The following is a 20,892-nucleotide window of genomic DNA, read 5'->3' on the forward strand; positions in this document are numbered from 1 at the left end:
TCTCTTTTGTTGAAATACTCGAAATTAGGAGCCCAATTTTGCGGGGGATTGAACGAGTTTAAGAAAATAGGGAAAGTAAAAACGTGCAAGCTGCGGATGGATAAAGGAGGTAAGAACCGCGGACAGCTCCCTAAATATTTTAGGTGATAAAAATTGAATTCACCATTAAGTTTTTATTAGGCTTTCATTAGGTTTCCATTAAGCATAGTGCCCAGCTGTGTATAGTATCTTTACGCGTACTAAAAACCTTATACCTATTCAAGTAACTAATAAACTTTTTATGTTATGAATCATTTTTTTATTCAACCAAAGAATCAATATAAGCTTCGTTGGAAAGCAAATTGTCATTGGTCAATTTTGCTATTGACTTCGGTAGCATGTTATTCGCCAGCCAGATCGGCTGAAATGAAAATTACCAAACCCATATTTAATCACCTCAGTCTACAGGATTCGTTGATTTTAGTGACTGGACAGGTAACAGAAATACAACAGGGATTAATTGGTATTTCTGGAGCTACTGTAGCTGTGAAAGAAAGTAAAGAACAAAGCCAAACGGATAGCAAAGGGATGTTCAGTATTCGTGTGCCGAAAAATGGCTCACTTGTATTTTCTTATGTAGGCCATCAAACACAGGTTGTTCCGGTACAAGGTCGAAAAATGTTAAATGTAACTTTGCAGCCTTCGCAAACCAGTCTAAATGAGGTCGTCGTGGTTGGCTATGGCACACAGAAGAAAGCGAATTTGACGAGTTCTGTTGCTACGGTTTCGAGTGAGGACCTTGAAAATCGTGCTGTTCCTTCTGTGATCAATATTCTCCAGGGACAAGCCGGTGGTTTAAATATCCAGCAGACGGATGGAAATCCCGGTTATGGCTCAACTTCGGTGGATATTCGTGGTAATAGCACTTTGTCGAATAATCCGGTTCTATATATTGTTGATGGTATTGCTGTGAACAATATTAATTATCTCAATCCAAATGATATTGCGTCTGTCAGTATTTTGAAAGATGCTTCGGCGACGGCTATTTACGGCGCCCGAGCGTCGGGTGGGGTACTTTTGGTAACAACTAAAAAGGGCAAAAAAAATAGTAAACCAAATGTACAATACAGTGCGATGTTTGGTTCGCAACGACCGGTGAGACTTCCTAAATTTGTTGAGGCGCCGCAATTTGTAGATCTGTACAATCAGGCCCAGCTAAATGACAATCCAAATGCTCAGGTAAAATTCACCCCCGAATTAGTTGAAAAGTACAAATCTGGAGCGTTGCCGAGTACAAACTGGATTCCTTATATACTTGACAATCAGGCAATGCAAAACCAGCATAATTTAAGTGTGTCCGGTGGAAGCGAAAATGTAGATTATTTCGTTTCGGGAGGCTACCTAAACCAAGGAGGATTGATTAAAAATGTGGAATACAAAAGATACAATACGCGGGGTAATGTAAATGTCCAGGTATCGAAAAGGTTGAAACTCGGTGTTAATACAGTGCTGACCAAGGAAGATAAACAACAGCCTGCTTATGGTATAGGCAATGCACTACAGTGGTCCTATATTGTTCCTGTAACCGAATATCCGTATACAAAAGGAGGAAATGACAGAAGTTACCGTGGTGGTGCTCAGCCTAATGATATCATGACAAAGGGCGGGGTCAGTAATGAAAATCTCAACACCATCAACACGAATTTTCTTGCTGAATTTAAAGTTCTGGATAATTTGATACTGAACGGTACATATAGTTATAACTATACCAATAGTTTTACTTCAGCATTTTTTAGCAGACATCCGCTTTATAATGATGATGAACAGATTGTGGTGTATGTGAATGATCCCAATAGTGCGAATAAAGTAAATTATGCGCAAAGCCATCCTACTGGAATAATTACATTAAACTATAGTAAGACCTTGGGTAATCACACGTTAAAAGCTTTGCTGGGATATTCTCAAGAATCCGACCGCTATGATTACAATGCTATTACACGTTATGATTTCTTAAACAATTCCCTTGATCAAATTGATGCAGGGTCATCTGATCCAACATTGACCAATGTGTCCGGAAACGCAACATCTTACGCTGTCAGATCTTGGTTTGGACGGGTAAATTATGATTATAAAGGGCGTTACCTATTGGAGGCGAATGCCAGATATGATGGCACCTCGGTTTTTCAAAATAAAAAATATGGCTTTTTCCCATCGGTTTCTACTGGCTGGATTATTTCAGAGGAGAACTTTTTAAAACCTATCACGAATGTTTTAAATTTCGTTAAAGTTAGGGCATCTTATGGTCAGGTCGGAAACCAAAATGCAAGTGGATTATACCCTTGGGCGAATACCATTGGACAGGATCGATATATTCTGAATAAAAATAGCACCACCACCACCTATTATAATAATTCGCCGAATCCAGATTTGACTTGGGAGGTCAAAACAACTGCAAATGTTGGGTTGGATTTCACAATTCTAAATCATATAGATGTGAACGTGGACTTATTCAGAGAACGAACATCAGGAATTTTACGATCGCCTGTTGTGCCAAGTACTTATGGAATTGGAGCACCTCAGCAAAATGTCGGAAAGCTACAGAATCAGGGTTTTGAGGTAAATATCGCTTACAAGAATCATGTTAATGATTTTCATTATCATGCTTCCGTTAATTTCTCTGATAATCGTAACAAAATCCTTGATTTAGGGGGGACCGGCCCCAGTTACGGCGATAACCCGCTTATTGTGGGACAATCGAGATGGATCTGGTATGGTCTGAAAGCAGAGGGGCTTTTTCAATCCGTAGAAGAGATAGCGAATCATGCAACCCAGACCCCAAGAAATATCCCCGGGGATATCAAATTCAGGGATATCAATGGGGATGGCAAGATTACACCTGATGATCGCGTGATTTTGGGACAGGCAACTCCTCAGTATCGTTATGGAATTAATTTGGGTGGATCCTACCGTGGATTTGATATCGGAATATTATTGCAAGGGGTTATGAGCAATCTTGCCCGTGTTAGCGGTGGAGCTCAAGTGCCTTTTTTCTTTAATGGTGATGGAAATATGCTGGAATCGCAGTTAGATTATTGGTCACCGACTAATCCGGATGCACGTTATCCCATATTACGTACAGATCAGTCCATTAATAACAGTCAGTTTTCGAGCTGGTGGTTGTTTAATGCTTCCTATCTGCGTGTTAAAAATATTCAATTGGGCTATACCATGAATAGTAAAATCGTAAACAAGCTCGGTCTTTCCTCTTTGCGGTTTTTTGCATCGGGAGACAATCTATTCGTTTTCACAAATAAAGACTTTCCAAAAAGTTTGGATCCGGAAATCTCAAATTATGGTGATGGATCCAATTATCCACAGGTTAGAAATCTGAGTCTGGGTCTAAATCTATCGTTTTAAAAGAAAGGAAAGTTGATTTTTAGAAATATAAAATAATGCGTAATCAAATGATAAAGTTAACACAATTATTAGGTATCATGGCGCTCTGCATCATGACAGGAGCTTGTAAAAAAAATATGTTGGATCATGTTCCTCTGAATCAGATCACAGATGAAACGTATTGGCAGTCTTCGGAGGATGCGGTAATGTTCGCAACCCGAATGTATACTTTTATGCCTCAGGATAATTTTGTATATTATGAGGGAATGAGCGATAACGGTATTAGCAATGATCTGACAACAAAACGCTTTGGCAACAGCACCCAAGATCCGACCATCAGTGGAAAAGAATGGAATTATTCACCGATGCGACAGGCATTTAGTTTTTTCGAACACGTAGACCAGGTTCCGGGCATGGAGGTCAATTTGAAAAAAAGATTGATTGCAGAAGTTAAATTTGTCTTAGCATACCGCTATTTTATTATGACTACACTCTATGGAGATATTCCTTTTGTTAATAGTCTGATTAAGGATCCAAATGAAGCAGATCTACCTAAAACTGCTAAATCGGAGATTATAAAAAGTGTTATTCAATGGCTGGATGAAGCCACAGCAGATTTACCACAGTCTTATACAGGTGCAGACTTGGGGCGGGCGACCAAAGGTGCGGCAATGGCTCTTAAAATTAGGGCTTGTCTTTATAATGATCAATTTAGTCAGGCGGTGGTTACTTCCAGAGAACTGATGGCGATGAAGACTTATAGCCTCTATCCGAACTATTATAATTTTTTCCAAAAGGATGGTGATTATTCGGCAGAGGATATTTGGTCCTTTGGGTATACCTTGTCCGTTAAGCAGAACAGCCTGAGAGATATTCTGGGGTCTCAGGCCTTAATGAACGGTCGTAATATTCTTGGGCCTACGGCGGAATTGGTAGATGATTATGAAAGTAAAAATGGATATTATCCTTTCACTAAGGATCCCGGTTATAAGTCAACAGACCCCTTTGGCAATAGGGATCCGAGGCTAAGGGAGACGATATTGTGTCCGGGGGACATGTTCCCTTATCCTTTTTTTTCCAATATAAATCAGTATGACCCATTTAATAATGCTGGTGATAGAATCGGTGGTGACCTTGGTTCTCGGGCAGGTTTTTCATGGACCAAAAATGTGGACAGATATGATTATGTCCGATCCGGAACAAACAATTGGAAAGCTTTTCGCTATGCCGAGGTTTTATTGAATTATGCTGAAGCACAAAATGAATTATCAGGACCTTCAGATGAAGTTATCGCCGTCTTAAACCAGATTCGGACCAGAGCAAATATGCCATCTGTCGAGCAGACTTTTGCGTTGAATGGCTGGGCAATGAATCAATCTAGTTTACGTACTTTTATCAGACATGAACGAAGGATAGAATTAGCAGGGGAGGGACTTCGGTATTTTGATATACTGCGCTGGAAAATAGGAGAACAGGTTCTACAGGGGCCGATATATACCGTTCATGCGCCGGATGGCATTGCCTCTATAAGTACAGAAAACGGCCATAAAAATAAATACTTGAAAACTGTAGTTGATACACGGTATTTTAATAATCCAAAATTTTATGTCTGGCCGATACCTCAATCTGCAATTGATGCTTCTAAAGGGGTATTGGTTCAGAATCCACTATGGAAATAAAGGGAATGGTAAAAGATGAAAACAAAAATTCCCGAGACGCTTTGCGATCGGGAATTTTTGCTGTTTTATATAGTGGTGTATAGCCTATGTTTACCTTCTTTCTTGGTAAACACCGATCTCATTTATGACCGCGCTACCCTTCTCGGGGTGGATATTGAAGCGTAATTTTTCTCCAAGGACTTCGTCAAAACGAAAGATCTTAATTCGGCCTTGTTGCACTGGTGTGGCTGAAATGGAATGCCATTTACCACCTTTGAGGTAAGATAAACTATAGTGTGATGGATTGTCTTTACCCTCGGTGATGACCACACTATTGAAAGCTTTGCTACGCTCAAAATCCAATTCGTACCATACTTCTTTTTTGGCTTGTGGATTGGATACCCAAGCGCTACCAAAATTATCATCATTGGCAAAATCCATAATATTCATATCTTCACCCCAGCTGCTGTAAGAAGCGACTTGTTTGGCAATATTGTGATCAACAATTGGAGCCTGGTAGCTTGGCAATGTGCTGTAATTAGGTTTGTTTTTATACAATGTACCGATGGTTTTTAAGGCATCAAGGGCGTTTTGATCCATTAAACCATCACTATTGGGAGCTACATTGAGCATAAAGTTGCAATAGGCATTGTTGTAGGGAATAACGAATTTCTCCACAAGTTCCTTCACATCCTTTACTGGTGCGGTTGGAAATGATGTTTTCCAGAACCAATTTTGCTGTAAGGGCAAACAGGCCATGGCTGGCAGCTTATTGTGTTCTTTGGAGATAAACTGTCCCGCTCCCTGTTCATAGGATTTGATGTCGGTATAAAATAACGCATCACCCGGATATTTAGCCGAATTGAGATCCATCAACAGGCATTTGGGCTGTAATGATTTGACTAAATAATAAATATCATCGAAAGGAACATCATCGTACGAAATACGCGACCAAGGGGCATCCCAACCATCAATAACCAGGGCATCGATCTCACCATATTGTGTCAATAATTCTGTGAGCTGATCCTTGATCAACTGGATATGTGCTTTGGTAATCGTATGCGGGCGTATCCCCTGATGCATGTCCAGAATGGAATAGTAAAGCATTACGCGTAGACCATTTTTACGGAAGGCATCGGTAAACTCCTTCACCACATCACGGTGTAAAGGGGTATTCATAACGTTGTAATCCGTGGTTTTGGTGGCCCAGATCGGAAAACCGCTATGATGTTTGGTGGTGAGACAGCCATAGGTCATATTGGCCGACTTAGCTGCCTTGGCCCATTGGTCCGCGTTGAGTTTCGGTGATTTGAACAGATCCAAAGGAGCATTGGGATCAGACCAGTCCTGTTCCATAAAGGTAGGCATGCCGTAGTGAATAAACATTCCAAATCCTAAGTTAACAAAATCGAGCTGGCTCTGCTCAAGAACTTTCTTCGAAAAACTGGACTGTGCGAGTAGTGTATTACCCAACAAAAGATAAAATAGGCTGTAAAGTAGTGTTTGTGAAATTTTGGACATAATTTGCTAATTTGTTATAACTATAAAAGTACAGTTAATCGGTGTATCATCGGCCTAACAAAAGCTTAATGAAAGCCTAATAAAAACCTAATAGGTATCTTGAATCGGTAAATAGATGCTATTTTTAAACTATGAATAGCCTCAATAGAAATATATATCCTTGGGCATTTGGGACAAGCTTCTTGATCTTAACGGCCTTAATTGGCTTTTTGATCTTCAATACCTATCAACTTGAAGATAAAAACTATCAGATTGGACAGCTCAATCTGATCCAAAATGAATACGGTGCAGCTGTTATGGATGATAAGATCTTTCCCGGTGGGGATGCCGTATTTCAGGCGGAATTGGTTCCGTATCTTCAGACCTGGTTTAAGAAAGTCATGGAGCATTCGCCAGATGCACATCAGTATGGTAAGCTACGGATGGAACAGTTTCTCGCTAGCATGCGCAAAAGGCAGTCGCTGGACAGCATCTTTTCTCGGATCGTCCAGCAGCAGCAGCTCGATACAGCGCTGGTTTACTTGTTTCATTTTGATGAGCTGGAACTCTACAACCCAAAAGAAAATGCCTGGAAAGTATTTTACAAAAGTACGAGTGCTGATAACATGTCGGCCATCAGTGGCTCACTTAAACGGGGTTCGCTCAATAATCGGGTGTTCCAGTTGGCCGTCAGCGACAGAGCTCCGATTCCTTACCGTTTTACTTATAGTCTCTATGTGGATTATGAAAATCGCAACTGGCGGATCGTACAACAAATGGCACCCGTGTTTTTGCTTTCCCTGGCCTGTATAGCTGTTATTGTGCTGCTGAGCTACAGAACTTACAGAAATTGGGTCAATCAACGTAAACTTGTCGATCTGAAAACAAGTTTCTTGAATCATATGCGGCATGAATTCAATACACCATTGACAACAATCTTGGTCAGTGCGCATAGCCTGATCGATCGGGAAGCTGATCCGGGCAATAAAGAGGTGGCTCAGTTGGGGCGCGTGGTCGAAAGGCAGGCAAAACGGCTCAAGGACTATTTTGAACAGGTGATGGGATCCGTTGCTTTACAGGAACAGCAGGCAAAAATTGTACAGGTTCCCCTTGACTTATTTACAATGGAAATCTTGGACGAACTGCGCCTGCGTTACCAAGGAGAGATTGAAATCGACTATATACCACTAGGGCAGGAACTGCTACTGCAACTGGATGAAGGCTATTATTTTTCAATACTGGACAATCTGATCTCAAACGCCATCAAATTTAACGACCATTCCATGAAAACCATTCGATTGAGCTGGGAGAGCAAAGTTGAACAATATTGCCTGAAGATTGAAGATAATGGACGGGGCATTGCCCCATCGGATAGGAATGCGCTATTTACGGCTTTCTATCGTGGGCAGTCTTCGGGAGGTAAACCCGGACTTGGATTAGGATTATACTACGTGAAATCTTGTCTGGATCGCTTAGGTTGGACAATCCGTTTGGAAAACAGACCGGGTGGCGGCACTATTTTTTATATTTACATTGACAATGGGGATTTCAATAGCAAAAAACAGGATTGATATCCTGCTGATCGAAGATGAACCCGATCTGGGCGAGGTTTTCTCACGCTATCTCCGCTACAAGGGATTTAGTGTGGTCTGGGCATGCACGATGAAAGCCGGACTGGAGGCTTTTGGGGAACATGTGGTTAAATTGCTGATTATAGATGTGCAGCTACCGGACGGGAATGGTTTTGATCTCGCTCAGGAGATTGTACAACTGAAGGGCGGGCAGCCGATTTTCTTTTTGACAGCCCTGCACGAACGGACATCACGTCTCAAAGGACTATCTCTTGGGGCAGTGGATTACATAGCTAAACCCTTTGATATGGATGAAATATTGCTTAAAATTCGCAATTTGTTGGCCGTAGCTGCAGCTCCCATACCAGATACCCTGTCAGAGACCGGACTGCGGATCGGGCAGCTGTCGCTCGATATGGAGCGTTATAGCTTGATGGATAGCGAAGGAAAAGCACAAAAGTTGACCATCCGCGAAGCGGAATTACTGCGCCATCTGATCTTACATAAAAATCTGTTGGTCAACAAAAAGGATCTTCTTTTGCTATTCTGGGGGAATACAGATTTTTTTAATGGCAAAAGCCTGGAGGTTTTTATCTCGCGTATCCGTAAATTGCTGCAGATCGATAAGATGCTCCATATCGAAAGTATTTATGGTGCCGGTTATATTTTACATGAAAATAAACCAGTTTAACAAAAATGATATGCTATACGAAAATATCCTCAACAACGTATCCAAGTGTATAACACTGGCAGATGAAGAGATAACACAGTTTACTGATTTGTTAACTACACGCAAAGTCCCCAAGAAAACCATGCTGTTGCAGGAGGGGGAGATCTGCCAGTTTGAAGGATATCTCCAGAAAGGCTGCGTACGGATCTATTATCTGGATGAAAATGGTTTTGAGGTGACCTTGGCCTTTGCGGTCGAAGATTGGTGGATCAGTGATATCGCCTCCTTTCATTACCATTCACCTTCGAGCTTGTATATGGAAACATTAGAAGAATGTGAACTCCTTATGCTGACACCGGAGACCAAAGAAAAACTGCTGGATACTATTCCAAAGTTTGAACGGGTCTTTCGTATGCTGGTGCAGCGCAGGCTTGCTGTGCTACAAAATAGGCTGATCCACACCATGGCCAGACCTGCAACTGAACGCTATCTTGAATTTATCGACTTATATCCGACGATATCGCAACGGGTACCACAATATTATATCGCATCTTATCTTGGTGTTTCACCCGAATTTGTCAGTATCATAAGGAAAAGACTTGCTACAGGTAAGTAATACGCACACGGTGCCTTTGTGATGACTAAAAAGCGTCGAAAGGTATCGTGTGCGTATTTAATCTGTCCGAAAACAAGGCTGAGGACGGGATTATACGGCCCAGTTGGCCAGTGATACCACTTCGGCTTGTCTCGGAAAGACACGGTCCATCAAAAACTTATGAACCTCTCCGTCCTGATCCATACAACAATCCGAAATAACCGTGAGCTGATAATCTTTGTCGGCAGCTTCGCGCAAGGTCGAGAGCACAACGCCGCTGGTAGAAATCCCCGTGAGTACCAGATGCGTAATCTGCTGACTACGAAGGATAAGCTCGAGATCACTTCCGGTAAAGGCGCTGAACCGTTTTTTGACTACACGGATATCCTGATCTTGGGGGGCAAGGGCAGGGTGGATACGCATCCACTCCTGCATATCTAGAGCAGCAAGCATATTTTTTACTGCTGAAAAAACTTTGTTCCTGGGGCTTATTTCGGGCATTCCCCGCGAAAAACCTACGGTTACATAAATGATCGGCAATTGCTCGATACGAGCCTTTGCGATAACCTGCTTCGTGTTTTCGATCAATTGTGCTGCCTCCGGGAGCGATTGTAGAATTGCTGATTGCATATCCATGACCAGCAATGCGGTATTGTCATTTTTCATTGTGTGATATAATGTTTAAAGTGATTGTTTGTCTGATTCTTCCAGTATAATTTGTTCGGATTGTAGCAATGCTTTTTGCTTCGGTACCAAGATCTTCCAAAAAATATAAGCGATGATCAGGCCGGCAAGTCCCTGAAAAAAGAGGGTGGTCGGTGCACCGATTTTTTCGGATATTGTACCAATGATAAGACTTCCCAATGGAAGCATGCCGAAAATAGCGGTCAGGAGGATGCTGATGGCACGTGAACGCATTTCGGGTGCAGCTTCGGATTGTACAATAATATTGCAGGCTGTAAATTGCACAACTGAGCCTAATCCTGTCAGGGCTGCAAAAAACATGGCCGGAATAAATAGATGCAGCTGAGAAAAACAGATCAATCCAATACTGAGGATCAATGTGCTTCCGATCAGTACTTTACGCATGGATGCGGTGGCCCGCAATGACGCAAGTATGATTGTCCCAAGTACTGCTCCCGCGCCAATAAAACTGGTAATATAACCAAAGGTCTGTGCATCTCCCTTAAAGATCTCCTTCGCGTAGATCGGGATAAGCGTGTCATAAGGAAGGACAAATAGCCCAACGATACTCAGCATCAGGATGACCCAGCCGATCGTAGACTCCTGTCTGATGTAACGAAATCCCTCAGCTAGCTCGGTAAAGACATGCTTGGGGGGCTGCATTCTCGTCCCTATTTTGGGGAACTGCATAAAAGAAATAGATAGCATTACAGCAGCAAAGCTAGCGGCATTGATCAAAAAACAGATTCCTGCGCCAAACTTGTGCAGGACGATTCCGGAAAGTGCTGGACCGACCAGTTTTGCCAAACTGGCCATCGCCGAATTGAGAGACAGTGCACTCGGTAAATCGGATGGCTCCTGCACAACTTCATTGATCATGGACTGTCTTGCAGGAACGTCATAAGCGTTGATAATCCCTAACAAGACACTGAGGCCAAGAATCGTCCATACATTGCTGTGGCCTAGCATAACAAGGACTGCAAGCAGGCTTGCCTGGATCAGCGAGGCAATCTGTGTAATCTGAATGATTTTGTAGCGGTTGTAGCGGTCTGCCGCAACCCCTCCAAATGCGGAAAATAGAAAGGAGGGAAACTGTTCGGCAAAGATGGTCAGTCCGAGCATAAAAGCGGATTGTGTCATGCTGTATACAACCCAGACCACAGCTGTGCGCTGCATCCAGGTACCAAGTTGGGAAACTGAGCGACCAAAGAAATATAAACTGTAATTTTTGCTCCTAAAAGCACGAAACGTGCTTATATTACTGATATGCTGCATGATCCTGTTAAAAAGATATATTAATTATACGTTTTGACAAAAAATGTTTAAATGTCAAAACTGTTTCAAAAAAATTATTTAAGCCATTTATCGACCATAGCAACCAATGTATATATCGTCGCATTTAGGCCTTCGAAACTATTTTTCAATAGCATTTCGCGTTTTATTCCTCTGATGCCGCTTAGGAGTATAAAAATAAGGTTATCTTCCTCTGTTACTGTTAGCTGTCTGATTTCCTGTTGCTGCATACTTTCATGAAGCGCTGTCGAAAGCATTTTCCTTTCGGCTTGCATCAGCTGTTGATGCACGAAAGCCATGGCCTGTGTATATTTTGTTTTTTCAGCGGCATTCATGCCTACTTCAATAGCGGTAAAGAATGGTTTTTTCGCCTCGGAAGTTCTTATTTTGGTCTGGCAGAATGCTTCAATTTTAGCTTCAATAGACTCTTGTGCATTCATGGCTGTCTGTATTTCCTGTACAACTTCTTTGACCAAAGCGTCCAATACGGCGTCAAAAACCTCTTCACGGTTTTTAAAGTAATAGTATACTGCTGTTCGGGTCTTGCCTATTGCTTTGGAAATGTCGTCCATCGTCACCTTCTTAAGACCATATTTGAGATATAGTGCTGAAGCTGCTTGGAGTATCTGGTCGGCAAGTTGATCCCGTTCGTTGTACATGTTGTAAAGGTATGCGTTGATACAAATATAAGTTGTTTTGACAAAATAACAAAATTTGTCAAAATGCTTTTATCCGATAGTTCATAGGAGATGTGGTACTGATTAGCGTCGTTTTTTCTTCATGAGATGGGAAATGAATATGTTTCAGGGTTTCGTTTCCGACGAATTGATCGAACGTTGTGCAAATAGTCATTACTTTTGAAATGAGCTTTTGGGAACATTTAATTTGAGCTGTACGGAAAATGAAAATTCCAAAAAGCAAAGGATATTTGTTATCTTGGGAGATAGGTTCCGCTTTTTGTACGGGGGCGGCTTATCGCTGTACGAATTGATAAAATTGAATATAATGAATATGGAAGAAAAAGATTTTGGAAAGGCTTTTTTATATTCCTGTTATGTGGATAAGGCTTTTGGTCATGAACAGTTTATTCCTGAACATGTGGTGCTGTTCCAGCTATCCGGTGAAACCCATTTTGACCATGAAAAGGGAAAGCTGGTGACAAAGGAGGGGCAGATATTGGTCGCCCGGAGAAATCAATTGGCAAAGGCGTTCAAACATCCTTCGAAAAATTCGGCTTATCAGTCTATATCCATCATGCTCCATGCGGACCGGCTCAAGAAGTATGCCCTGGATCATCAGCTCTCTTCGGATAGGAAGCAGCAGTCGGATACAAATATTCTCCTGGACGGTGATGTCTTTATCAAAAGTTATTTTGAGTCGCTGGCGCCTTATGCGGAGGCTTCGGACCGCGTCAGCCCCCAGATGGAAACGATCAAGATTTACGAACTGATCACCTTGTTATTGGAAAGATATCCATCCTTAAAAGACCTGTTGTTTGATTTTTCCGAACCGTTTAAGATTGACCTGGAGGAATTTATGGTCAAGAATTATAAGTATAATGTTCCTTTGGAGAATTTTGCCAAATTATCCGGCCGGAGCCTAGCAAGTTTTAAACGTGATTTTGAAAAGATATTCCGCACTTCGCCCCGCAAATGGCTGCAGGAAAAGCGTCTTTCGGAGGCTTACTATCTGATCGAAAATAAACGAAAAAGACCTGCGGATATCTACCTGGATCTTGGCTTTGAAAACCTTTCCCATTTTTATGCTTCTTTTAAAGACAAATTTGGGATAACACCGTCGACAATCAATTCCATCGCATGATCAGTTCTTCCACCAATAGCTAGGACCGTCATGGGCATGATCCAGATCGACAACCTCACCGATACGTGGCGTAATCAATGTTTGCTGCTGCTGCAGGGCCTCTTTTGAAATGCGCTCCAACGGTTCATACCATGCATGGTTGGCAAGGACAAATTTAGAGGAGTGAACGGGTAATAGTTTCGCTGCCTGTAGATCTTTTGCCGCCCGCACCACTTCTTCGGGCATCATGTGGATATATTTCCAACTCAGGTCATATTGTCCATTTTCGAGGATGGCCAAATCAAATGGGCCCAGCTTGTCACCGATTTCTTTAAAATGGGTATCGTAGCCACTGTCTCCGCCAAGGTATAATCTGCGGCTTGGCGTCACAAGCACATAGGAGGCCCAAAGTGTGTTAGCCGACCAGATGCTGCGACCGGAGAAATGCCGTGCCGGTGTGACCGTTACATGAAATCCATTTCCCAGATCGATCTCTTCCCACCAATCTTTTTCAATAATCTGATCGTTACGATAGCCCCAATATTCCAGATGTTCACCCACACCAAGTCCAACGATTATTTTGCCAACTCGAGGTTGCAGCGTTTTGAGCGTTTTGTAATCCATGTGATCGTAATGATCATGTGAGATAAAAAGGTAATCAATGGCTGGAAGGGCATCGGCTGTGGTTACATCAGCTCCTGCAAAGGCTTTGCCACTGCCCGGTATGGGCGATATACTACCGCTTAGTACCGGATCGACAAGGATCGTTTTACCATCTGTACGCAATAGATAGGAGGAATGCCCCAGCCAGACCAAACCATGGGTTTTGGCAAAAAGATTATCCCAATTGACAGGAACCGAAGGTATCTTGGCTTTGGGGCTGGTCTCGTCTGATTTTTTGAAAAGGTAATCGGACAGGGCTATCGTCCAGCTTTGTGTCAGCTGTGGTGTCGGACTGCTGTTGCGAAATTTACCATCCTTGAATTGCTTAGAGTGTTCGATACGCTTAAGTCTTTCGCCTGAAGGCCTTTTGCCAAATTGGGGATGCATCATATATAAAGTGATTAAACCGATGAGAACAACAAGTGTCAGGGCGGACCATTTCAAAAATCGGAAGAAGCCTGTAGCCTTGTGTTTTGTTTTCATCTTAAACTTATTTTATAACACAAAGATAGGCCGGTGGGGCAGCAATTGTTTTTGTGTAAAGCTCAGTTTTTATGTTCTGTACGGCTCATGATGTGCCGTATGGTTCATTCTTCTGTTTCCCATTGTTTGAGCCTCAGGCAGCAGCGCATCTATTCCGCGGCTTACAGCGGCTTATTGGTTACAGGTGTTTACGAACAGACTGTATGATTTTGCCTTTGCAATTGGATTGCAAAGGCTTTTATAAGCGTTGAAACCAAAATAGAAGACTATTTTGTTACCAATAAAAGCTATTGGTCAACAGATTTAAGTTGATCAGGATAGGGGACCTGTTGTCCGGTAGCCTTGTAAGTCGGCAGCTGTGCCTTCCATCTCCGAAGTTGATCGGAAAGGAGCTTGCTAAGTGCTTTGGTTTTCTCCTTCATTCCGGGAGCGAGGTTGTTGCGTTCACCGATATCTTCCTGCAGATTATAGAGCTCTAATTTTCCCTGTTTCATGTCGTAAAGCAGCTTGTAGTCGCCTTGGCGTACAGCAGAGAAGAAATTGATACCGGGGCCATCGGGTACGGTCCATTTATTGGGAACATTCCAGATAAGGGGGCGACTATTCCAACTTTCGTCGTTCTTTCCCGTTAACAGGCCTGTCAGGTCCTTGCCGTCTGGTTTTTGTTGTATGAGTTGATACTCTTTTACTTTTGCCATTTGGAGGATGGTTGGAAATAGATCTTCGACCATGACCGGTGCCGAGCTGCTGCTCCCGCTATGTCCGCTGGCCTGTTTAATCAGCAGTGGAATACGGATGCCGCCTTCGTAAAGTGAACCTTTACCGGCTTTGAGTGGCAGATTCTGTGTATGGGCTTCTCCCGAACGCGGGGGGCTGAGACTGAGTCCGCCATTATCGCTCAAAAAGATGATCACTGTATTATCGTACACGCCTTTGTCTTTTAGAAACTGAACAATATCACCCATACTTTTGTCATAGCCTTCCACTAAAGAGGCGTAAGCTGCTTCGGTAGAATCCAGACCCTGGTCAAGGTATCGCTGTACAAACCGTGGATCGGGCTGAATCGGGACATGGACAGCATAGTTGGAGAAATGAAGGAAAAAGGGTTCTTTGCGACGAATAGGTTCGGCAAGTGCTTTCAGCGCTTCCTGCGTCAGTGCCTCGGTCAGAAAAGTGGATGAACCATGGTATTCCATCAGGTCCGGTACAGCCTGGTAACTGGTTTTGCCCGGAAGATTGCCATAGTTCTGCTCGCCATAGTAATTTTGTGGATGTCCCGCCGAATGGCCCGCCACATTGACCATAAAACCCAAATTGAGCGGACTGGCACCTGGAGTACCAGCTGATCCCCAGTGGGCTTTACCGATATGGATGGTATAATAGCCGTTGGCCTTAAGGATACTTGGAAATGGCGTAGCATAGACCGTATGGGGAATATTGGGTACAGGGCTCAATCCATTGATATTCCAGTCCGGCGGATTCAATAACTCATCCTTACTATCTGTCGGTGTATTGGCTTTGGGACTTGTCCAGTTTGTAACCCGATGATGTGCTGCATTTAAACCTGTTAGAAAGCTCACACGCGAAGGAGTACACACCGGTGTTGCATAAGCATTGGTAAACTTGACGGCATCTTTGGCCAGTGATTCGATATGTGGTGTATGAAACTTCTCATTAATAGCTGTTTTGGTGGTATAGAATGGTTCGGACATGTCCTGCCAGCCCAGGTCATCCACAAAAAATACCACAATATTGGGGCGCTCGGTTACTTGACGTTCTTGTGCACGGCCCGGGCTTTGGGCATGAGCCCCTGATCCTATGCTGCTGCATAGCAGCGATAAGATCAGTAATCTATTGTTTTTGAAGGATAACATAGCGACAAAAGGTTGACTACTGATCTAATTTGTTAACTCACTTTTCTGCCCATCGATGGTGTTATTCGAAATTTCATCGTGAATGACACGCTCGAAGAATAAGGTTTTTTTATTCCAGTGGAACGCAGGATACGCCCTGTTTGTCCGGATCCGATTGTTGCGAAAAACAAGACCATCCACGGATTTCGCATAGAGGATAGGTTTGTCAAAGGTCTCAAAAAGATTGTCTTCGATGACTATACCGCTATGAAAATATTTTTTTTGATTTTTAAGATCCGGAATTTCAGGATAGATCGAGATAATCGCATTGGTAAATTGAAACATATTGGTCAGGGCATTGATAAATGTATTGTGCCGGATCACAATATCATGACAGCTGCCGGTCTCATACCAGCCATTGGCATCGCCGCAGAGCAGGATTGCAGTGCCTGAGGTATGGTCAAAGAGATTCCCTTCAACAAGGGTTTTTCTCGGTGTACTGAACAGAGCACCACGTGCACGATTGTGACGAATGGTATTTTCGCTGAAAACAACGCGGGGTGTCCAGGTGAGGTTTTCAATACCGATCGCTGTTTTCGCAGGATCTATTTCCGGATCGAGCGCTTGTTTGAAAGTAATCTTGAATTCACGGATCGGATCACGCTCTTTATCCCGCAATATCTGAATGGATTGAATCTGGTTTTTCTGGTCCCAAAGTTCCATCGTCCCCGATTGGATAAACTGTACGGTATCTCCGACATTACCCCAGTCAAATCCGTAGGACTGGTCATGCATATAGCGGCCGATCAGTGTTTTATTGTCCAGTCTCGCGGTGATGTTGAGGTAAGTGCCGTGGATATTGATCGCATCGTCCATCATATTTTCATATAGCCCATTCTTCGAGACAATAACACCTTTACAACCTGAAAAATGGGTCGCATCAGCCTGCGCTGTAAAATACCGCGGATCTTGATCGTCACGCAGCGCAACTTGAAATCCTTCGAGGCTGATATTTTCGGTGAGCTGTGCCAATAAACCCATGCCTTCGGCATAATGCACGCTGATATGTTCGAGTTGAATGTCTTTGCCTTTATGGACAAAAACACCAGGGCTGGGGCGATGTCCTGCCCGCATGGCCACGATGGTGCCCGGAATAAGCTTTGGATTCTTCCATCGCTCCGCTCGGATAACACCCGGCGAAAGCTCGGTCACCTTTGTTGTCCCTACGCCAATGTCACTGGTATTGTAAACAATACGTTTGGTTTTTTCTTCAAAGGCGATGCCTGATGTTGGACACATTTCCCAGCCTTCACCGGTATGATAAAATACACTGTCTTTGATCTGATAGGTCACCCAGGGAGCTGTCTTGTAAACGATTGTGCCATTAATCGTATCATTTTTCAGGATCTGGACCTGGCAGATCTGGGGGCGTTCAAAATCTATATGAATATTTTTAAGAGTCAGGTTTTTATTCTCGATCAGGGCAATCGGCAACATCCGGCCATGGTAAATGAAATCCGAACCCTGGCCATCGATCGTGAGGTTGCTGCATTGTTCGAATGCGATACCTACTATCTTGGGATTATCCTGATCGTGGTTGGAAATATAGTATGTTCGTGATAATGCGCCCTCGGGATAAAAGTCATAGCGTCCTTTTTTGAATTTTAAAACGAGAGACTGATTTCTATTGGCCTTTCTGAGAATTGTATGAAGGACTTTATTGATTGTAACAGCGCTATTGGTCCCGGTATTGGGAAGCACACCGTAATCGGAAAGATAAACGATCTTGGGGGCTTGTGAAGCACTGCTGTTCAGGTAAAAACATATTGCCAGTAAAGTAATCAGTGTCGATCGGATCCAGCACGTGGGTAATTTCATATTGATTGATGGTTTATGCGCTATTGTAGCCAATTGGATGAATGCTTCCCGAATATAGGCATTATCCCTTAACATCCCAATTCTACTCTGGTCCGTAGCGATATTTTTACCCGAATGGAGGCGACGTAGGAGACCATCATATGTCTTTGTTCGTAGTAAAAAATAGGTTGCTTTGACGGGCTGTTAATAGTTGGATAAATGTTCGGTTTCTATCTAAAATTTTATATTTTTGAGATCAGGCTAAATCTAAATTGTGAAGGGAATATCGAACCGTTTTTTGTTGTGTATTTTGTTTTTACTGATCTGCAGGATCGGAGCGGCACAGTATGGATTGGAATTTGCCAGCCACAATAGAGAAGCTGACAAGCGTACAAGCCTACTGATCGGTGCCCGGGAGTCACTTTCATTTGAGCACAAGCTTTCCGTTGCCTTTGACCTGTCTTTTCTACCTTTTCAGCAGGATTATTTCGGTTATATCTTTCGGCTGATCACAGACGATGGTGTCAATATTGACCTCATGTACGACCGGCGTCCTGACCAGGATAAACATTTCAAGCTGGTGGTTGGCGAGGATTTTACACCAGTATCTTTTAATATTCCACCCGCCTGGCTGTATTACAATTGGACGTCTATGCGCCTGGAACTCGATGCGGACAGAAGAGAAGTCTATTTTGTATGTGCTGGAAAACGATACAGTTACAAATTGAATAAAAATTTCGGTACACGGTTCAAACTTGTATTTGGTGCAAATGCCATCAAAAACTTTCAGACCATGGATGTACCACCCATGCGGCTCAAAGATATCAAAATCGAAGACAACGGCCGGCTAAAATTCCATTGGCCATTAAATGAATATGCAGGAAACACTAGCTCGGATGTGCTGCAGAAAAATAAGGCAGAAACCATAAATCCCATCTGGATCAAACAGCAACGGAGCGAATGGAAACAGCAGGCTACATTTACCCTGGAAGGACAGGCAAGCGTGGCCTTCGACCAGACTGAAGAAACCTTGTTTTTTGTGGGCAACAAACGTATTGTAATCGGTAAGATCGGTGGAACAGATTTGCGTACGCAGGAATATGTGGGCGGGAAACTCCTGCTTGTCAATGGCAGCCAGTCTTTATTTGATCCCATACAGAAAAAGGTGCTGAATATTTCCATCGACCAGAAGATTGTTTCGGCTTATGATTCAACTACGCGTTCCTGGACGAAACAATTTGATTTTCCTGCTGTAGGGACACATTATTGGCTGTTCAATAAATACTTCGACCGTTCGGATACCAGTATTTATATGATCGGCGGCTACGGCCATTTTAAATATACATCGGGTGTGCTGCGCTATCATATTCCCAGTCAGTCCTGGGATAGTATCCCCTTTGCCGGTGATGAGATCTTTCCGCATTACCTGGCAGGAATGGGGCAGGGCAAAGACGGCGTGTATCTGGCGGGAGGATACGGTAGCTCCACGGGTGACCAGATGCTGAGTCCCCGTGTATCAACAGATTTTCTAAGACTTGATTTCCAGCAAAGAAAGGCTCTTAAAATCCATGAATTTTCAACCCAGTTTGCCGAAACAGTTTGGGCAAACAGTTTGGTCGTCGATGACAGCCGTAAAGCTTTTTATGGATTGATCTTTCCCAATAACAAGTTCAAAAGCCATCTTCAACTGATAGAGTCTAACCTTAAGGGAACCGAACCCCGATTTTTGGGAAATACAATTCCATTTGATTTCCATGATATTCGTTCTTTCGCTGATCTCTATTATGCACCGAAGTCCAAATCCTTTGTTGCCATCACGCTATTCTATGATGACAAGACTGATCTGACAAAGGCATCGATTTATACCTTGATGGGACCACCCCTGGCCGTAGGGCAGGGGATGCGTACCGTGGTAAATCCACTTCTGTTACGCTACGTATTACTTGGTACATTGACGCTTATCGCACTGCTTATCGGCTGGTGGCTGTATCGAAAAAGAGGAGAGCGCGTAAAGCAGAGCGTGCCAAAATTAATAGCTGATAATCCTGTATCTCCCTCGAATGTCACCCCGGAGCAGGCAGTACAAGCCGTCCATCAGTCAGAACCAAGCCCTGAACAGCAAATTACGGTAAAGGAATTCGCCGCAGAAACAGCGATACAGCATACGGCAGGGATCTTTCTCTTTGGTGGCGACATACAGATCGTGGATGGCGATGGGAAGGAAATCACCAAAAAGTTTTCACCTTTATTGAAGGAACTTCTGCTGATCTTCGTTATCTATACCGTACGCTGGGAAAGGGGGATCAGTTCCGAAAAATTGACCGAACTATTTTGGTCCGATAAAACGCAGTCGAGCGCACGAAACAACAGATCCGTAAATATTGCTAAACTCAACAGCTTGCTGGAACAGATGGGAGACTTTAGGGTAACCAAAAAAAGTGGTTATTGGTGCATCGAACCCCTTGATGAAGTATATATCGACTACCTGCGGTTCAGTAGACTGGTGTTGAACAAGAAAAGTTTCACCGAAGAGGAAATTCGTGAATTGCTGCATATTATTGATAAAGGTGGCTTCCTCTTTGAAGTCGATTACGAATGGCTCGACCACTTTAAAAGTGAGATGTCCATTCAGGTATTGACGACCCTTGGAAATTTTATCGAAAATCTGCAGGTCACCGAAAATGCTGAACTGATTATCGAGATCTGTAATAAAATATTTTATTTTGACGAGATCAATGCGGAGGCAATGGTTTATAAATGCCGTTCACTGCTCCAGCTTGGCTACCACAGCCTGGCGCTGCAGTGTTATGATAATTTTTGCCAGGTCTACCTGAGACTATATGGTGAAGCTTATCCAAAGAGCTTCAAAGATAGCCTAGAATAAAAATAT

The 20,892-nt window shown here is 43.1% G+C and carries 14 protein-coding genes; 7 read left to right on the forward strand and 7 right to left on the reverse strand.

Annotated elements, in window-relative coordinates; genetic code table 11:
• The first annotated feature begins 285 nt into the window (after positions 1 to 285).
• Positions 286 to 3,396, forward strand: a complete 3,111-nt coding sequence (locus tag HMAT_RS24525) for a TonB-dependent receptor (RefSeq protein WP_104385475.1) — start codon at positions 286 to 288, stop codon at positions 3,394 to 3,396.
• Positions 3,397 to 3,443: 47 nt separating this feature from the next.
• Complete coding sequence (locus tag HMAT_RS24530; RefSeq protein ID WP_158656119.1) at positions 3,444 to 5,054, forward strand: RagB/SusD family nutrient uptake outer membrane protein; 1,611 nt, start codon at positions 3,444 to 3,446, stop codon at positions 5,052 to 5,054.
• A gap of 90 nt (positions 5,055 to 5,144) precedes the next feature.
• On the opposite strand, the gene HMAT_RS24535 is transcribed toward HMAT_RS24530, so the two are convergent.
• The gene (locus tag HMAT_RS24535) at positions 5,145 to 6,554 is read right to left on the reverse strand and encodes an alpha-L-fucosidase (protein ID WP_104385477.1); all 1,410 of its coding nucleotides are present in this window, start codon (positions 6,552 to 6,554) and stop codon (positions 5,145 to 5,147) included.
• A gap of 131 nt (positions 6,555 to 6,685) precedes the next feature.
• On the opposite strand from HMAT_RS24535, the gene HMAT_RS24540 reads away from it, so the two are divergent.
• The 3 genes from HMAT_RS24540 to HMAT_RS24550 are packed head-to-tail and all read left to right on the forward strand — an operon-like array spanning position 6,686 to position 9,390.
• Positions 6,686 to 8,104, forward strand: a complete 1,419-nt coding sequence (locus HMAT_RS24540) for a sensor histidine kinase KdpD (RefSeq protein WP_104385478.1) — start codon at positions 6,686 to 6,688, stop codon at positions 8,102 to 8,104.
• Positions 8,073 to 8,795, forward strand: a complete 723-nt coding sequence (locus tag HMAT_RS24545) for a response regulator transcription factor (RefSeq protein ID WP_104385479.1) — start codon at positions 8,073 to 8,075, stop codon at positions 8,793 to 8,795. The genes HMAT_RS24540 and HMAT_RS24545 overlap by 32 nt, the downstream gene beginning before the upstream one ends.
• A 10-nt stretch (positions 8,796 to 8,805) precedes the next feature.
• On the forward strand, positions 8,806 to 9,390 hold the full coding sequence (locus tag HMAT_RS24550) for a Crp/Fnr family transcriptional regulator (protein ID WP_104385620.1): 585 nt from the start codon (positions 8,806 to 8,808) through the stop codon (positions 9,388 to 9,390).
• Between the two features lie 90 nt (positions 9,391 to 9,480).
• On the opposite strand, the gene HMAT_RS24555 is transcribed toward HMAT_RS24550, so the two are convergent.
• From HMAT_RS24555 to HMAT_RS24565, 3 genes are all read right to left on the reverse strand, one after another.
• Positions 9,481 to 10,035, reverse strand: coding sequence for a cysteine hydrolase family protein (locus HMAT_RS24555; RefSeq protein ID WP_104385480.1), 555 nt, complete (start codon positions 10,033 to 10,035; stop codon positions 9,481 to 9,483).
• A 15-nt stretch (positions 10,036 to 10,050) separates the two neighbouring features.
• The gene (locus tag HMAT_RS24560) at positions 10,051 to 11,328 is read right to left on the reverse strand and encodes an MFS transporter (protein ID WP_104385481.1); all 1,278 of its coding nucleotides are present in this window, start codon (positions 11,326 to 11,328) and stop codon (positions 10,051 to 10,053) included.
• A 74-nt stretch (positions 11,329 to 11,402) separates the two neighbouring features.
• Entirely contained in the window at positions 11,403 to 12,005 is a 603-nt protein-coding gene (locus HMAT_RS24565; RefSeq protein ID WP_104385482.1) for a TetR/AcrR family transcriptional regulator, read from the reverse strand.
• Between the two features lie 346 nt (positions 12,006 to 12,351).
• Here HMAT_RS24565 and HMAT_RS24570 point away from each other — a divergent pair, with 346 nt between their 5' ends.
• Positions 12,352 to 13,167: an AraC family transcriptional regulator gene (locus HMAT_RS24570; RefSeq protein WP_104385621.1), complete on the forward strand. Its 816-nt coding sequence runs from the start codon at positions 12,352 to 12,354 to the stop codon at positions 13,165 to 13,167.
• On the opposite strand, the gene HMAT_RS24575 is transcribed toward HMAT_RS24570, so the two are convergent.
• The 3 genes from HMAT_RS24575 to HMAT_RS24585 form a co-directional block, all read right to left on the reverse strand.
• Positions 13,168 to 14,292, reverse strand: a complete 1,125-nt coding sequence (locus HMAT_RS24575; protein WP_104385483.1) for an MBL fold metallo-hydrolase — start codon at positions 14,290 to 14,292, stop codon at positions 13,168 to 13,170.
• A gap of 287 nt (positions 14,293 to 14,579) precedes the next feature.
• Entirely contained in the window at positions 14,580 to 16,166 is a 1,587-nt protein-coding gene (locus tag HMAT_RS24580) for a sulfatase (RefSeq protein WP_104385484.1), read from the reverse strand.
• A gap of 24 nt (positions 16,167 to 16,190) precedes the next feature.
• Entirely contained in the window at positions 16,191 to 18,023 is a 1,833-nt protein-coding gene (locus HMAT_RS24585; protein ID WP_305852150.1) for a hypothetical protein, read from the reverse strand.
• Positions 18,024 to 18,276: 253 nt separating this feature from the next.
• On the opposite strand from HMAT_RS24585, the gene HMAT_RS24590 reads away from it, so the two are divergent.
• The gene (locus HMAT_RS24590; RefSeq protein ID WP_158656121.1) at positions 18,277 to 20,886 is read left to right on the forward strand and encodes a hypothetical protein; all 2,610 of its coding nucleotides are present in this window, start codon (positions 18,277 to 18,279) and stop codon (positions 20,884 to 20,886) included.
• Positions 20,887 to 20,892 lie beyond the last annotated feature (6 nt).

It is taken from the genome of Sphingobacterium sp. HMA12 (genome assembly GCF_002933815.1).
Classification (GTDB): Bacteria; Bacteroidota; Bacteroidia; order Sphingobacteriales; family Sphingobacteriaceae; genus Sphingobacterium.

What these genes read in the sequence shown, in the direction of transcription:
- HMAT_RS24560 (WP_104385481.1), bottom strand. Translation starts at nt 11,328, where the DNA reads ATGCAGCATATCAGTAATATAAGCACGTTTCGTGCTTTTAGGAGCAAA.
- HMAT_RS24555 (WP_104385480.1), bottom strand. Translation starts at nt 10,035, where the DNA reads ATGAAAAATGACAATACCGCATTGCTGGTCATGGATATGCAATCAGCA.
- HMAT_RS24525 (WP_104385475.1), top strand. Translation starts at nt 286, where the DNA reads ATGAATCATTTTTTTATTCAACCAAAGAATCAATATAAGCTTCGTTGG.
- HMAT_RS24585 (WP_305852150.1), bottom strand. Translation starts at nt 18,023, where the DNA reads ATGAAATTACCCACGTGCTGGATCCGATCGACACTGATTACTTTACTG.
- HMAT_RS24545 (WP_104385479.1), top strand. Translation starts at nt 8,073, where the DNA reads ATGGGGATTTCAATAGCAAAAAACAGGATTGATATCCTGCTGATCGAA.
- HMAT_RS24535 (WP_104385477.1), bottom strand. Translation starts at nt 6,554, where the DNA reads ATGTCCAAAATTTCACAAACACTACTTTACAGCCTATTTTATCTTTTG.
- HMAT_RS24575 (WP_104385483.1), bottom strand. Translation starts at nt 14,292, where the DNA reads ATGAAAACAAAACACAAGGCTACAGGCTTCTTCCGATTTTTGAAATGG.
- HMAT_RS24570 (WP_104385621.1), top strand. Translation starts at nt 12,352, where the DNA reads ATGAATATGGAAGAAAAAGATTTTGGAAAGGCTTTTTTATATTCCTGT.
- HMAT_RS24550 (WP_104385620.1), top strand. Translation starts at nt 8,806, where the DNA reads ATGCTATACGAAAATATCCTCAACAACGTATCCAAGTGTATAACACTG.
- HMAT_RS24580 (WP_104385484.1), bottom strand. Translation starts at nt 16,166, where the DNA reads ATGTTATCCTTCAAAAACAATAGATTACTGATCTTATCGCTGCTATGC.
- HMAT_RS24565 (WP_104385482.1), bottom strand. Translation starts at nt 12,005, where the DNA reads ATGTACAACGAACGGGATCAACTTGCCGACCAGATACTCCAAGCAGCT.
- HMAT_RS24540 (WP_104385478.1), top strand. Translation starts at nt 6,686, where the DNA reads ATGAATAGCCTCAATAGAAATATATATCCTTGGGCATTTGGGACAAGC.
- HMAT_RS24530 (WP_158656119.1), top strand. Translation starts at nt 3,444, where the DNA reads ATGATAAAGTTAACACAATTATTAGGTATCATGGCGCTCTGCATCATG.